This is a genomic window from Xanthomonas sp. 4461, from assembly GCF_024806475.1.
Lineage (GTDB): Bacteria > Pseudomonadota > Gammaproteobacteria > Xanthomonadales > Xanthomonadaceae > Xanthomonas > Xanthomonas arboricola_F.
Genome location: NZ_JANTYV010000001.1, coordinates 1,434,056 through 1,448,768 on the forward strand (window position 1 = coordinate 1,434,056; position 14,713 = coordinate 1,448,768).

14 protein-coding genes are annotated in these 14,713 nt (G+C 66.1%); 6 read left to right on the forward strand and 8 right to left on the reverse strand.

Annotated elements, in window-relative coordinates; translation table 11 throughout:
• Positions 1 to 580: 580 nt before the first annotated feature.
• From fghA to FHY19_RS06135, 5 genes are all read right to left on the reverse strand, one after another.
• On the reverse strand, positions 581 to 1,411 hold the full coding sequence (gene fghA / locus FHY19_RS06115) for an S-formylglutathione hydrolase (protein WP_259163027.1): 831 nt from the start codon (positions 1,409 to 1,411) through the stop codon (positions 581 to 583).
• A gap of 59 nt (positions 1,412 to 1,470) precedes the next feature.
• Positions 1,471 to 2,046 (reverse strand): S-(hydroxymethyl)glutathione synthase, encoded by a 576-nt coding sequence (gfa, locus tag FHY19_RS06120; protein WP_259163034.1) that lies wholly within the window; start codon positions 2,044 to 2,046, stop codon positions 1,471 to 1,473.
• 67 nt (positions 2,047 to 2,113) lie between these two features.
• The gene (locus FHY19_RS06125) at positions 2,114 to 3,223 is read right to left on the reverse strand and encodes an S-(hydroxymethyl)glutathione dehydrogenase/class III alcohol dehydrogenase (protein WP_259156462.1); all 1,110 of its coding nucleotides are present in this window, start codon (positions 3,221 to 3,223) and stop codon (positions 2,114 to 2,116) included.
• A gap of 64 nt (positions 3,224 to 3,287) precedes the next feature.
• Positions 3,288 to 3,563 carry a metal/formaldehyde-sensitive transcriptional repressor gene (locus FHY19_RS06130; protein WP_046963271.1) on the reverse strand — a complete coding sequence of 92 codons (276 nt, stop codon included), beginning with the start codon at positions 3,561 to 3,563 and terminating at the stop codon, positions 3,288 to 3,290.
• 219 nt (positions 3,564 to 3,782) lie between these two features.
• Positions 3,783 to 4,697, reverse strand: a complete 915-nt coding sequence (locus FHY19_RS06135) for a LysR family transcriptional regulator (RefSeq protein ID WP_259163035.1) — start codon at positions 4,695 to 4,697, stop codon at positions 3,783 to 3,785.
• Positions 4,698 to 4,804: 107 nt separating this feature from the next.
• Here FHY19_RS06135 and FHY19_RS06140 point away from each other — a divergent pair, with 107 nt between their 5' ends.
• Complete coding sequence (locus tag FHY19_RS06140) at positions 4,805 to 5,977, forward strand: TDT family transporter (RefSeq protein WP_259163037.1); 1,173 nt, start codon at positions 4,805 to 4,807, stop codon at positions 5,975 to 5,977.
• Positions 5,978 to 6,276: 299 nt separating this feature from the next.
• Here FHY19_RS06140 and FHY19_RS06145 read toward each other — a convergent pair whose 3' ends face one another.
• Entirely contained in the window at positions 6,277 to 7,377 is a 1,101-nt protein-coding gene (locus FHY19_RS06145) for a glycosyltransferase (protein WP_259163039.1), read from the reverse strand.
• Between the two features lie 137 nt (positions 7,378 to 7,514).
• Between FHY19_RS06145 and FHY19_RS06150 the strand changes: the two genes are divergently transcribed.
• Complete coding sequence (locus FHY19_RS06150) at positions 7,515 to 8,234, forward strand: response regulator transcription factor (RefSeq protein ID WP_326521114.1); 720 nt, start codon at positions 7,515 to 7,517, stop codon at positions 8,232 to 8,234.
• Positions 8,231 to 9,715: an ATP-binding protein gene (locus FHY19_RS06155; protein ID WP_259163043.1), complete on the forward strand. Its 1,485-nt coding sequence runs from the start codon at positions 8,231 to 8,233 to the stop codon at positions 9,713 to 9,715. Before FHY19_RS06150 ends, FHY19_RS06155 begins: the two co-directional genes overlap by 4 nt.
• A 247-nt stretch (positions 9,716 to 9,962) precedes the next feature.
• Here FHY19_RS06155 and FHY19_RS06160 read toward each other — a convergent pair whose 3' ends face one another.
• Positions 9,963 to 11,327, reverse strand: coding sequence for a glutamate--cysteine ligase (locus FHY19_RS06160; RefSeq protein ID WP_259156468.1), 1,365 nt, complete (start codon positions 11,325 to 11,327; stop codon positions 9,963 to 9,965).
• A gap of 215 nt (positions 11,328 to 11,542) precedes the next feature.
• Between FHY19_RS06160 and FHY19_RS06165 the strand changes: the two genes are divergently transcribed.
• Complete coding sequence (locus FHY19_RS06165; protein WP_259163045.1) at positions 11,543 to 12,238, forward strand: VIT family protein; 696 nt, start codon at positions 11,543 to 11,545, stop codon at positions 12,236 to 12,238.
• A gap of 152 nt (positions 12,239 to 12,390) precedes the next feature.
• On the opposite strand, the gene yihA is transcribed toward FHY19_RS06165, so the two are convergent.
• On the reverse strand, positions 12,391 to 13,014 hold the full coding sequence (yihA, locus tag FHY19_RS06170) for a ribosome biogenesis GTP-binding protein YihA/YsxC (protein ID WP_259156470.1): 624 nt from the start codon (positions 13,012 to 13,014) through the stop codon (positions 12,391 to 12,393).
• Positions 13,015 to 13,157: 143 nt separating this feature from the next.
• On the opposite strand from yihA, the gene FHY19_RS06175 reads away from it, so the two are divergent.
• Complete coding sequence (locus FHY19_RS06175) at positions 13,158 to 13,955, forward strand: c-type cytochrome (RefSeq protein WP_259156471.1); 798 nt, start codon at positions 13,158 to 13,160, stop codon at positions 13,953 to 13,955.
• A 95-nt stretch (positions 13,956 to 14,050) separates the two neighbouring features.
• Positions 14,051 to 14,701 (forward strand): thiol:disulfide interchange protein DsbA/DsbL, encoded by a 651-nt coding sequence (locus FHY19_RS06180; RefSeq protein WP_259163047.1) that lies wholly within the window; start codon positions 14,051 to 14,053, stop codon positions 14,699 to 14,701.
• Positions 14,702 to 14,713: the final 12 nt, after the last annotated feature.

Sequence of the window (14,713 nt, forward strand, 5' to 3'; positions counted from 1 at the left end):
GGATTCTTGCAGGAGCGCAACGCTGGAGTGCGGGGCCGTGACCGGCGGTATCGGGTGGGCGACCGACATGGCCTGGACGCAATGGCTGCTCGACTGATGCACACACCGCGCAACGCACAGGATCACGCTGCCGCAGGTGCGAGCCGGGGAGCACCATGGACACGCAGCATGCGTGCGGCACGCAGGAACTGCGGTGCAGGCAAGTGCTATCGCGCATGGCCGCGTTCAGTGCGAACTTTCGCACGCGAGATTGTTGCCCCTCTCTCCTCCCAGCGTAGAGCCACGGCTTGCGCGCCATTGGCACGCGTGCCCCCGCCCGCGCCGCAAGCGCGGGCAGGGGCACGAAGGGGGGGCGAGGATATGGGGCGAAGCCAATCTGCACCCAGACTTCGCCAGCGCTTCGCCCGCACCCTCACTGGCCTCTGTGGGGCACCTTCTCCCGGGGGAGAAGGGACATGGGCTTGCCGATTTACTCATGCTACAAGCGCACAACACAGCAACGCCGAGCGCGCCACCTTTCGCCAGCTCATGTCACGCGCTCTACAACTCCCTCGACCAGCCACGACTCGCCCAACCAGGATCAACCACGCAGCGCCGCAGCATGATGTGCGATGTGCTCGCCAATGAAACTGGAGATGAAGTAATAGCTATGGTCGTAGCCGGGCTGCATCCGCACGGTCACCGGGTATGCCGCCGCCTTGGCAGCGTCTTCGAATAGTCCGGTTTTCAGCTGGTTTTCCAGAAATTCGTCCGCGTCGCCTTGATCGATCAACAGCGGCAAACGCTCCTGCGCCTGTGCGATCAAGGCGGTGGCGTCATACGCCTTCCAGCTGTCGCGATCGTCACCAAGATAGTGTCCGAATGCCTTCTCGCCCCACGGCACCTGGCTGGGTGCCACGATCGGCGAGAACGCCGATACGCTGCGATAGCGCCCCGGATTCTTCAGGGCGATGGTCAATGCGCCGTGCCCGCCCATCGAGTGGCCGCTGATCGCACGCGCCCCGGTGGTGGCAAAGTGCGCTTCGATCAGCGCCGGCAATTCGTTCACCACATAGTCGTACATGCGGTAGTGCGCAGCCCAGGGCTGCTGCGTGGCATCGACGTAGAAGCCGGCGCCCTTGCCGATGTCGTAGCCCTCTGCATCGGCCACATCGTCGCCACGGGGGCTGGTATCCGGCGCCACCACAATCACCCCATGCTCGGCGGCATAGCGCTGCGCGCCGGCCTTGCTGATGAAGTTCTGCTCGGTACAGGTCAGGCCGCTGAGCCAGTAAAGCACCGGCAGCGGGCCGTCGGCGGCCTGGGGAGGCAGATACACGCCCACCTGCATGCTGCAACCCAGGCTCTGCGATTGATGCCGATACACATCCTGCCAACCGCCAAAACAGGCGCGGTGTTCGATACGTTCCATGAAAATTCCTTGCGAAGAGAAAACCCTGCAGCCGGATCACCGGCCGCAGGGTTGGACCATCAATGCAACAAACCCTTCTTGCGCGCAACCTGCGCAGACAGCGCATCCATCAATCCCGGCGACAGGCAGTCGTAGGGCGTCAACCCCAGCTCGGTCAGACGCGTGCGCACGCCATCCATCTGCTCCGGCGGGGTGCCGGTTTCGATGATGGACGAGACGAATGCGGCAAAGCCCGGCGCCGACCACCCCTGCTGCTTGGACAGCTCGGTGTGCACGAAATCCAGCCCGTAGAACGCGTGCTCCTTGTTCTCGATCCGGCCGAACAGATGCACGCCGCATGCCGTGCAGGCGTGTCGCTGGATCGTCGCGCTTTCATCGACGATCTTCAGCTTTTCCTCGTGCGCAAGCACCTTGACCTTGTCGCGCGGCGCCACCGCAATCACCGAAAACGTGGCGCCCTCGGGTTTCCAGCACTTACTGCAACCGCATGCGTGGTTGTGTGCGGTCTGCGCACCCACTTCCACCACCACCTTGTCGCTGGCGCAGTGACATTCGAGGGTTCCCCCTTGAAAGTTTTCTGCACCGCCTCGCGCAACGCCACCATCTACCGAAGGATGAATCGACACGTTAGCCATCATGCCCCTCCCGGAGTCTCGGTCCCACGTGCGCGGAAGCGGCCGCGCGCCGCTCCTGGCCGTGTGGTCAGAAATGAATCACGGTGCGGATCGACTTGCCTTCGTGCATCAGGTCGAAGGCTTCATTGATCTCTTCCAGCGGCATGGTGTGGGTGATGAACGGATCGAGATCGATCTCGCCCTTCATCGACTGCTCCACCATTCCCGGCAATTGCGTGCGCCCCTTGACGCCACCGAAGGCGCTACCGCGCCACACGCGGCCGGTGACCAGCTGGAACGGACGGGTGCTGATTTCCTGGCCGGCACCGGCCACGCCGATGATGACGCTCTCGCCCCACCCCTTGTGGCAGCACTCCAGCGCCGAGCGCATCACGTTGACGTTGCCGATGCACTCGAAGCTGAAATCCACGCCGCCATCGGTCAACTCGACGATCACTTCCTGGATCGGCTTGTCGTAATCCTTGGGATTGATGCAATCGGTGGCGCCCATGCTGCGCGCCAGGTCGAACTTGCCCGGGTTGGTGTCGATGGCCAGGATGCGCCCGGCCTTGGCCTGCACCGCGCCCTGGATCACCGCAAGACCAATACCGCCCAGGCCGAACACCGCCACGCTCTCGCCCGGCTTGACCTTGGCGGTGTTGTGCACCGCACCGATGCCGGTGGTGACGCCGCACCCGAGCAGGCAGACCTTTTCCAGCGGCGCGTCCGGGTTCACCACGGCCAGCGAAATCTCCGGCACCACGGTGTATTCGCTGAAGGTGCTGCAGCCCATGTAGTGGTAGATCGGCTCGCCGTTATAGGAGAAGCGCGTGGTGCCGTCGGGCATCAGGCCCTTGCCCTGGGTGGCGCGCACGGCCTGGCACAGGTTGGTCTTGCCCGACAGACAGAATTTGCACTTGCGGCATTCGGCCGTGTACAGCGGGATGACGTGGTCGCCCACCTTGACGCTGGTCACGCCCTCGCCGATCTGCTCGACGATGCCGCCACCTTCGTGGCCCAGCACCGACGGGAAGATGCCTTCCGGGTCATCGCCGGACAGCGTGAAGGCATCGGTGTGGCACACGCCGGTGTGGGTGATGCGGACCAGCACTTCGCCGGCCTTCGGCGGTGCGACGTCGATCTCGACGATTTCCAGCGGCTTGCCGGGTCCGAATGCGACTGCTGCACGGGATTTCATTGGAATAGCGCTCCTGACGAGGATGTTCGAGGACGGACGCGGCATGCGCCGGCCCGGTGGGAGTTCATTTGAGGTAGGACCGGACCAGCCCGAGCAGGTCCTGGACCCGCTCGGCGCGTTGCGCATCGGACGCAGCGGCATGTCCGAAGTCTTCACGGATATGCGCTTCAAGCACCTGCGACATCAGCCCATTGACGGCCCCCCGGATCGCGGCGATCTGCTGTAGCACCGGTGCGCAGTCTGCGCCCGACTGCAGCGCGCGCTCAAGTGCGTCGCACTGCCCGCGCAACCGCCGTACCCGCGCCAGCGCGCGCTTCTTTTCCAGCGGCGAATGCGGCATGCCGACCCTCGACCCGAAATACTGGGGGGCAGTATAAGCATCTGGATGAAAAAAGCGATGCCGATGGGGTTCCGGCAGTCGATACCAACGCCGCGCTCGACAGAACGTAACCGCCCTCACATCAGCGGCGTCGCAGTTGCATGCGACGGCGGGAAACGACCGCGACAGTCGCCCTGCTGCATCGCCGCAGGCGATTTGCGCAGCATCGTAACGTCGCAGCTAAGGTTGCGAGCGCTGATCGTGCTCGTGCTTGAACTGCAGGCAGGTGGCGTGGAAGCGCCCGAGAGCGGGCGAAAAAAACTTGTCGCGATGGGCGATCAGAAAGAACCGCCGGGTCAGTCGCGGCAGCCCGCCGGTCAACGGCTTCAACTTCTTCGCTGCGATCAACTCGTCCACCACCCAGCGCGACAGGCAACTCACCCCCAGGCCCTGCACCACCATGTTCTTGATCGCTTCCGAGCTGCCGATTTGCCGGGTATCGGACAATGCATGCAGATGCCGCAGCAGCAACTGCTCGACTTCTTCGCGCGTCCCCGAGCCAGGCTCGCGCAATAGCCAGTCGGCATCGCGCAGGTCGGTCAAGGTGACCCTGGCCCGCTTGGCCAATGCATGCCGGCGCCCGACCACGACCAGCAACTCGTCCACCAACCATGGTTCGGCGCGCAGCTCCGGCAGATGGCAGGGTCCTTCGATCAACCCCATGTCCAGCTCGAAGTTGGCCACCTTGCGCGCGACGGCGCTGCTATTGGCGCTTTCCATATCCACGCGCAGCGCCGGCGTCTGCTTGCGTAGCGCATGCAGCACCAGCGGCAATACATGATTGCCGATCGTCGTGCTGCACCCGATCTTCAAACGACCTGTAGAAGCCGCAGCGCCAGGCTCGAATCCCGCCTCGATCTGCTGCGCGCCATCGAGTAGCCTGCGCGCCTGCGGCAACAGCGCCGTGCCCACATCGTTGAGCACCAGGCGTTTGCCGACGCGATCGAACAACTGCGTTCCCAACGCATGTTCCAGCTCATTGAGCGCGGCACTGGTGGCCGACTGCGACAACGCCACCGCCAGCCCGGCGCTGGTGGTGCTGCCCTGTTGGGCGATGGCGCAAAAGATCTGAAGTTGCCGCAACGTCAGCCGCACAACCTACCTGCTTTACAAGTATTTGATAGCGATATTACCCGTTTTACAGCTACGTCCTGCCACTGGACACTGTTGCCATCACATTCTGCGACGTGCCACCCACTGCCATGTCCACTGCGACTGCACTGCCCGTCACCCAGAGGCTGCGCCCGTTCAAGGCGCTGTCCGGCCCGCGCGAAGTCATCCGCCAATTCACCCCGAACTGGTTCGCTGCCACCATGGGCACCGGAATTTTCGCGCTGGCTCTCGGGCAACTGCCGTGGCGGGCTCCAGGCTTGGCTGCGGTCGGCGAGTGCCTGTGGATGTGCAACGCTGCGCTGTTTGCGGTCTTCGCGCTGTTGTATGCCACGCGCTGGGTGCGGTTCTTCGATGAAGCCAGGCGGATCCTGGGGCACGCTGGCGCCTCGATGTTCCTGGGCACCATCCCGATGGGCCTGGCGACCATCATCAACGGTCTGCTGCTGTACGGCGTGCCGCGTTGGGGCAGCGCCGTGCTGCCGCTGGCCGAGAGCTTGTGGTGGGTGGATGTGGCGATGGCCTTGGCCTGCGGGGCGGGCGTGCCGTATCTGATGTTCACCCGGCAGCAGCACCGCATCGAGCAGATGACCGCCGTGTGGCTGCTGCCGGTAGTGGCGGCCGAAGTGGCGGCGGCCAGCGGCGGGTTGCTGGCTCCGCACCTTGCCGATGCGGGCACGCGGTTCGCGGTGCTGATCGCCAGCTACGCGTTGTGGGCGTACTCGGTACCGGTGGCGATGAGCATCCTGGTCATCCTGCTGCTGCGCATGGCCCTGCATCAGTTGCCGCCGGCCAGCATGGCAGCATCGAGCTGGTTGTCGCTCGGCCCGATCGGCACCGGTGCGCTAGGCATGCTGGTGATGGGTGCCGACGCCCCGGCGATCTTCGCCGCACACGGGCTGGCTGGGCTCGGGCAGATCGCCGCAGGCATCGGCACGATCGGCGGCCTGCTGTTCTGGGGCCTGGGCGCTTGGTGGCTGCTGCTGTCGGTGCTGATCACCGCACGCTATTTCCGTGCGGAGGTGCCATTCAATCTGGGCTGGTGGGGCTTTACCTTCCCGCTCGGTGTCTACGCGCTGGCCACCTTGAAACTCGGCGCACGGCTGCAGCTGATGTTCTTCACTGGTTTCGGCGTCGTCCTGGTCGTCGTGCTTGGCGTGGTCTGGGCACTCGTGGCGATCAGGACCCTGGCCGGCGCCTATCGCGGCAACCTGTTCGTGTCGCCCTGCATCGCAGACCTGCAAAGCGAAACGACTGCGCGGTGAACGGTGCAGCGGGAGTGCTGGATCGATCCGTTGGCCTCCGATTGGGTCATTGAAACCCCCGACCCGGCCGGCAACTGCACGATCGTGCATCGCATCGGTTCGGCGCCATGACGGCATCCCTAGCAGGCTCGGCCTACACCGGCGCAATCAGGTAACAGGCTGAACTGCATCCACGTCAGCGACGTTGCACACTGTGGCAATGCCGACCTGCAGCCGCGCACGATGTGCTGGGCCTCGCCACAGCCGGCAGCTGCACACAGTCATGCACGACCGCAAGCACTGCCTGACGCATCACTTCCTCAACGATCGACTACGACCGGCGCAATGCCGACAGCGTTTTGCGGCGCATGCTCCGGCAGCGATGCCAACACTGCGCTGCGGAAGCGCGCTGCAAATGCGGCATCGCTGGCCTGATAGAAGGCGCGCGCATTGGCCGAGAGCGCTTCCAGCGCGGCCTGCGGCATGGCGAGCGCGGTGTCCACTGCCTGCGCGATTCCTACTGCGTCGACGTAGTAGTAGGACGCCAGGCGCCGCTGGCGCACCTCGCCCACCGGAATCAGCACGCCATGTGCCGGCGTAACCAGTTCGTTCATCGGCTCGCCATCGGTGGCCAACGTAACCGCACCCACGCTCAGCGCTTCCATCAGGTAGTGCCCGAATCCTTCGGCCTCGGAGGGACAGAGGTGGAAAAGGTGCGCGTTCTGCAGCCGGCGTAATTCCGTATCGTCGAGATAGCGCACGCGGTGATCGATATTCGGCGCCATCACCGGCTTGCCGGCCGTCCGCGGGCTCTGCACCACCGTCAGCAGCGGCCACTCCGGATGCTGCTTCCAGGTCTCCAGCAGCACGCGCGTGCCCTTGGCGGTACTGCGCCCAGCCAGATGGAAAAAGGCACGCTGGCGCGGCACCTGCGCATCAAAGCGATCCGGGCTGGTAAAGCCGATGAAACGCGTGGTGCAACCCAGGCTCTGGAAAATCCGTTCGGCGTGGCGGGTCTTGCACAGCACTGCGTCGAATTTCGGCAGCAAGGGCAGCCATTTGGGCAGCAGCCATTCCGGATTGGGCACCAACAGGTTGACCTGCCCCAGTGGCAGGCAGCGCGCATACACGCGTTCGGAAAAGATCTGCAGCGGCACCCGCCCGAACAGCGCGCGACTGGCCCACAGGCGCACCTCGCGCCCGGTATCCTGCAACCGCTGGCTGGTGAACCCCAGTTCCTGCACCGGCACGCCGCCAGCGCGCAGGGTCTGCGCCATCAGTACCATGTCGCGGGTCAGGCCCACGCCGTTGTCGCGGCTGATCACCCGCATCATCGGAAACGCCTTGCCATGCGCGCACTCGCCATCGGGATGGCGCAGTGTCGAAGCGATGGTGTCCTGCGTGATGTCCCGTCCCGTCATGTCGCCTTGCACATGTGCCAATAATTGACAAATTTGATCATTATGATGGGTGTTCCAGCCTTGCACCTGCGAGCACCATGTATCCGGTAGCCACCACCCTGCGCGGCCCGAACACCGCGCCACCGACGATGACCTCCATGGATATGCAACAACCCTGCGTTCTTGTGGTCGACGACGACCCGGACCTGCGCAAGCTCATCGGCGAATTTCTGAGCGCCCACGGTTACCAGGTGGACGTTGCCGAGAACGTGGCCGACATGCGCACGCGCATGGCGCAGCGCCGCCCGGACCTCATCGTACTCGACGTGATGATGCCGGGAGAAGATGGGCTGAGCGCCGCGCGTGCCCTGGCCAGCGAACGCGGTTCGCCGGCGGTCATCATGCTCAGTGCACTGGGCAACGATACCGACCGCATCATCGGCCTGGAAGTGGGGGCCGACGACTACCTGGCCAAGCCCTGCAACCCGCGCGAACTGCTGGCGCGGGTACGCGCCCTGCTGCGCCGCAGCCAGGCCAGCCACGAGCAGGCCGATCAGCGCGGAAACGTCTACGAATTCGCTGGTTGGCGACTGGACGTGGTGCGCCGCGACCTGCGCGACCCGACCGGCATCTTCATCAACCTCTCCGACGGCGAGTTCGCATTGCTGCGCACCTTCGTCGAGCATCCGCAGCGGGTGCTCAGCCGCGACCAGCTGCTGGACTATGCGCGCGGCCGCGATACCGACGTCTACGACCGTGCCATCGACAGCCAGATCAGCCGCCTGCGCCGCAAGATCAATGAACGCGTCCATACCGAGTTGATTCGCACCGTACGCAACGAGGGCTACATGCTGCTGCCGGGCGTCTCGCGTCTGTGAGCAAACCGGCACGTCGCGGGCTGTCGATCTTTGCCCGCACGTTCGTCCTGCTGGCGGTGGCACTGCTCACCGCCCAGGTCATCGGCATCGCCCTGCTGGTGATGCGCACCCCTGTCTACGAGCCGCCCGTGCATCCGCCGGAAGTGGTGGCGCTGCTGTCCACGCGCATGCCCGCCGGCACCCAGACCCTGAAGGTGCACGACGGCGCGCAGCCGCCGTCCGCACCGCCCGGCCAGGTCCGCGACGCCTTCGCCGAGATGCTGCTGGCGCACTGGCTGGACGTGGACACGCAGCGCGTGCGGTTCTATCGCAGTGCCGACGACCGCGAAAGCCCGCAACTGGCTGGCGACCGGCCGCGGCATCTGCCCGGCCAGCTGCATGCCACCGATGCTGCGGGCAGCGACAGCCGGCAACGTCCGTCGCCCGAATGGGCGTCCGGCCGCAGAGCCGGCGACCCGCCGTTCGGCAACGGGCTACGCCCGGACCAGGCGCCCGACGACTGGGAAAGCGAACGCCTGACCCCCGGGGTACCGTTGCTGGATGGCTTTACCGCCGCGCTGCAGCAACCCGATGGCCGCTGGCGCACGGTGGAATCGCCGCGGCGGCGGCTGTCGGCCGAATTCAAGACCCATATCGTGCTGCTGTTCCTGGCCGGCCTGCTCGCCAACGTGCCGCTGGCCTGGTGGTTCTCACGGGCCTTGTCGGCACCGATCAAGCGTTTTGCCGAAGCCGCCGACCGGCTGGGCCGCAATCCTCACGCCGCCGCGCTGCAACGCAGCGGTCCGCCGGAAATCGTCCGCGCCGCCGATTCGTTCAATGCGATGCAGGCGCGCCTGAACCGGCTGATCAATGAGCGCACCCACATGGTGGCGGCGATCGCACACGACCTGCGCACACCGCTGGCGCGGCTGTCGTTTCGACTGGACGACCTGCAACCGCCGCTACGCGACAAGGCGCTGGCCGATATCGACGAGATGAAGGCGATGATTTCCGCGGCGCTGGATTTCATCCAGAACGATCGCCATCGCGGCGAACGCGCGCCGCTGGACCTGCGCCTGCTGGTGGAGAGCGTGGTCGACAACGCCACCGATATCGGCGCCGACGCCGCGCTGCTGCCCGGCCCGACTATCACCCTGGATGGCGACCCGCTGGCATTGCGCCGCGCCGTGATGAACCTGCTCGAAAACGCCTTGAAATACGGCAAGTGCGCGCGCCTGCAGCTCACCCGCGATGGCGAGGATGGCTTGCTGTGGATCGACGACGACGGCCCCGGTATCGACCCTACCCAGCGCGAACAGCTGCTGCTGCCGTTCGTGCGGGGCGAGTCCTCGCGCAACCGTGGCACCGGCGGCATCGGCCTGGGCTTGTCGGTGGCGCACAGCATCGTGCTGGCGCACGGCGGCGACCTGCGCCTGGACAATCGCGCCCATGGCGGGCTGCGCGTGACCGTGCGCCTGCCCTGCATGCCGGAGCGGCGCTGACGGCAGACCGCAGCCGGCCGCGACACCGGATCCGGGGCGCAGGGCCCACGGCAGCATCGTCGCAGGTGTCACGGCACACCATCGCGGCACCTAGCCATCGCGCTGATCCAGCGCCGGCAACGCGCTCACCGGCCAATATCGCCGAGCATGCCGGCGACCGCGCACATCAAGCGCCAGGGTGGAAGCCGCGCACACCAGGCCCTACACCGACGGCGCATCGCCCACACAGGCAGCCAGACAGCATTGCTCAGTACGCAAACTCGCGGAACACGCGGTCGATATCGCCGTTCCATGCGCCGTGATACAGCGCGAGCTTGCGCTCGGCAGCGGTGACGCCGCTTTCGGCGATCTCGGCGATCACATCGACAAAGCCGGTTTCGTCCTGACCATCGCCGTTCAGCCGTGCGCGCCGGCGCAGGCCTTCGCGGGCGATGTTGACCGCTTCCACCGCCAGGTCGCGCACGGTGCCGTTGCGGAACGGCAAGCCCAGCGCATGCTTGGGCACGCCGTCGCGCAAGGCGTGGCGTTCGGTCGGGCTGAAATCCTTGACCAGGTCCCAGGCCGCATCGAGCGCGGTCTGGTCGTACAGCAGCCCGACCCAGAATGCCGACAACGCGCACAGGCGATTCCACGGGCCGGCATCGGCGCCGCGCATTTCCAGATACTTCTTCAAACGCACTTCCGGGAATGCGGTGGTCATGTGGTCCGACCAGTCGCGCAAGGTAGGCAACGCACCCGGCAACGCCGGCAGCCTGCCTTGCATGAAATCGCGGAAGCTCTGCCCGCTGGCATCGACATAGACGCCGTTGCGATACGAGAAATACATCGGCACATCGAGCAGGTAATCGACGTAGCGCTCGTAACCGAAGCCATCTTCGAACACGAAATCCAGCATGCCGGTGCGATCGGCGTCGGTGTCGGTCCAGATGTGCGAGCGGTAGCTGAGGTAGCCGTTGGGCTTGCCCTCGGTGAACGGCGAATCGGCAAACAGGGCGGTGGCGATCGGCTGCAGTGCCAGCGACACGCGGAACTTCTGCACCATGTCCGCTTCGGTGGCGTAATCCAGATTGACCTGCACCGTGCAGGTGCGCGTCATCATGTCCAGGCCGAGCGAGCCGACCTTGGGCATGTAGTTCTTCATGATCTGGTAGCGGCCCTTGGGCATCCACGGCATCTGGTCGCGGCGCCACTTCGGCTGGAAGCCCATGCCCAGGAACCCCAGCTGCAACTCGCCGGCCACCTGGGCCACTTCGTCCAGATGGGTGCCGGTTTCCACGCAGGTGTGATGCAGGGTTTCCACCGCAGCGCCGGACAGTTCCAGCTGGCCGGCCGGCTCCAGCGTCACCGAGGCGCCGTCGCGCAGCAGCGCGATGGTGTGGCCGTTTTCCTGCACCGGCTCCCAGCCGAAGCGGGTCAAGCCGGTCAGCAGCGCCTGGATGCCGCGCTCACCTTCGAAGGTGGGCGCGCGCAGGTCGTCGAGCTGGAAACCGAACTTTTCGTGCTCGGTCCCGATCCGCCAGTCCGCGCTGGGCTTCTCGCCGGAGGCGAGGACCTGGACCAGTTCCGCGCGTTCGGTGATCGGCGTTTCGGCAACGTGGCTGGGACTCGACAAGGGCAGGCTCGCAAACGTGAAGGGGTGGGACGATGTGGGGATACTCCCCAGCCACCGCAAGGCCCGCACTATAACCGTAGGTCATGGAAGAATCGCGGTCATCGGCCAGGTCTGAGATTTCCATCCATGGGCACTACGCGGCCCGATGCGATGCAAGACGGTCACACCGATGGCGATGGCTTGGCATACGCTCCTGGTAGCCAACGGAGCCAGACATGCCTGCGCAACCCACCGAAACCCATCGCAGCGACCGCAGCGGTTGGCTGCGTGCAGCCGTGCTCGGTGCCAACGACGGCATCGTCTCGGTCGCCGGGCTGCTGGTCGGGGTGGCCAGCGCAGGCGCTTCCGCCTCGGTGGTCCTCGCGACCGGCGTTGCCGGAACCGTGGCCGGCGCGATGTCGATGGCGGCGGGCGAGTATGTCTCGGTGCAGTCGCAGGTCGACACAGAACATGCGGACCTGGAGACCGAGCGCCGCGAACTGAAGGACTTTCCCGAAAGCGAACTGGACGAGCTGGCTGCCATTTATTGCCGGCGCGGCCTCGACCCCACGCTGGCACGCCGTGTCGCAGAACAGCTCACCGCTCACGACGCCCTGCAAGCCCACGCACGCGACAAGCTGGGCATCACCGAAACAGCGCGCGCCCGCCCGCTGCAGGCCGCAGCAACGTCGGCGGCAGCATTCATTGCCGGCGCGGTCCTGCCGGTGGTTGCCGCCCTGCTTGCACCGGCCGGCGGGCAGATCTGGGCGACGGGCGCAGCGACGCTGGCCGGACTGACAGTCACCGGCGCACTGGCGGCGCGCGCCGGTGGCGCCAGACTGTGGCGCGGCGCGCTACGGGTGGTGTTCTGGGGTGCGGCCGCCATGCTTGCCACCGGTCTGGTCGGCAGCTTGTTCGGCGTGCAGGTCTAGCGTGATGGGCCGTGGGGTGAGTCCGCGGCGGCCGGCACCTCGACGGCGCCCGGCAAGTGGACCGATCGTCGCGCCGCACCAGGATCTGCCCCGAACTCCCAGCCTGCGCCGGGCATCGCTGACCGCGACCGCCCGATGCAGACCGGCCTCGATCACGCCTGCGCGGACGGCTCCGTCTCCAGACCCAGCCAGCCGCCGACGATGCCGCGCAGTTCGTCCACGCCCTGGCGCGATTCGCCGGAGTAGGTCTGCACGGTCACGCTGTCGCCAAAGCGCGAGGTCACTTCCTTCTTGACCTTCTGCAGGGTCTGCATCTGCTGGCCACGGCCGAGCTTGTCGGCCTTGGTCAGCAAGCCGTGCGCAGGCAGGCCGCGTTCGGCGGCATAGCCGAGCATCTGCAGGTCGTAATCCTTGAGCGGATGGCGGATATCCATCACCACCACCAGGCCGCGCAAGGCCTCGCGGGTGCGGAAATAGCGGTCGATGAAGGCCTGCCAGTGCGCCTGCAGGTCCTGCGGCACCTTGGCGTAGCCGTAACCGGGCAGATCCACCAGATAGCGCTCGGGCTGGATCTGGAAGAACACCAGCTGCTGGGTGCGGCCAGGGGTCTTGGACACGCGCGCAAGCGAATTCTGGCGGGTCAGCGCATTGAGCGCGCTGGATTTTCCGGCGTTGGAGCGGCCGGCGAAGGCCACCTCGTAGCCGCCATCGTCGGGCAATTGCCGGGCGTTATGGGCGGACAGGTGGTAGCGGGCTTGTTCGATAAGGAGCGACATCCCGCTAGGATCGCACGTTCGGGCCCGAGGGTTTTGCTGCACTGTTCGTTGACCCTGGCGCAAAGGCGTGTCGATAATCGAAGCACGCCTGCCACTGCCAGCACCCAACGCGCGCGGGCCGGGTCCATACGGAGCTTTAGCTGATGCGCCATGCTCGTGTGCTAGTCCTCGCCGCCCTCGCCGTGCCGGTCGTTGCCGCCGTGGCGTTTGCGCAGTCGGCGGTCACGCCGATCCCTGATCCACCGCCCGTGCGGGTTGCGCCGCTGGAGGTGGATCTGGCCAAGACCACCTGGGGCGATGCCAAGGCCGGGCAGGCCAAGGCGGCCGCCTGCGCGGCCTGCCACGGCCCGGACGGCAATCCGGCGGTGGCCATGTACCCGCGCATCGCCGGGCAAACCGAGCGCTACGTTGCGCATCAGGTGGCCTTGATCGCCAGCGGCGAGCGCAATACCGGGATGTCGGCGGTGATGGTGCCTTTCGTCAAGGACCTCACCGCGCAGGACATGCGCGATCTGGGCGCCTACTTCGCTACCCAGAAGGCGTCCGCCGGGGTCGCCGACGATGCCGTGATCGCCGAAGGGCCATATCAAGGCATGAAGTTCTACGAGGTCGGCGAAAAGCTCTACCGCGGGGGCGACATCGCACGTGGCGTGCCGGCCTGCATGGCGTGCCACGGCCCGTCCGGTGGCGGCAATCCCGGACCGGCATATCCGCGCCTGGGCGGCCAGCATGCCGACTACGTAGCGCGGCGCCTGAAGGAATACCAGGCCGGCACCACCCAGGAGCGCAATCCGGCGCTGTTCAATATCATGGCGCAGGTGGCACGCCCGCTGAGCGAGCAGGAGATCCAGGCGCTGTCCAGCTATCTGCAAGGTCTGCACGACCGTGCCGACGATGCCGCTGCTGCACAGACGCCTGTCGGGACACCGGCGCGCTCATGAGCTGAGGTGCCCACCTGCCACACCGCGTCACGACGCCGGTCCCGCGACCGGCGTCGTCGTTTCCCGCCTCCTCTCTCATCCCCCACGGAGCCTGCATGAATCTGCTTTCCCGCCTGTCCCTGCTGTTGTTGATCCTGGTGCCACTTTCGGCCTGCGCCGCCGACAAGACGGCGCCGCCGGTCGAAGGCGAGGACTACACCCTGATCGACGGGGGCCAGCCGTACGCGCCGCTGGCCGGCAAGGTCGAAGTGGTGGAAGTGTTCGGCTACACCTGCCCGCATTGCGCGCACTTCGAGCCGACGCTGGAAGTCTGGGCGGCCAAGCAGCCGTCCTACGTGCGTTTCACCCCGGTGCCGGCAGCCTTCGGCGGGTTCTGGGATGCGTTTGCGCGCGCCTACTTCGCCGCCGACATCCTCGGCGTGGCCAAGCGCAGCCACCGCGCCATGTTCGATGCCATCCACGAAAAGCAGAGCGTACCGACCCAGAACGTGGCGCCGGAAGAACTGGCTGCGTTCTATGCCGACTACGGCGTGCCGCAGCAGCGCTTCGTCGACACCTTCAAGAGCGCGGCGGTGGACGCCAAACTCAAGGCCGCGCGCGAGTTCGCACAGCGCAGCAAGCTGCCCGGCACCCCGGCCATCATCGTCAACGGGCGTTACCTGATCGGCGCGCGCAATTACCCGGACATGCTGCGCGTGGCCGACTACCTCATCGCCCGCGAACACGCCGGCCCTGCCAAGCGCTGAACCGCGTAACCG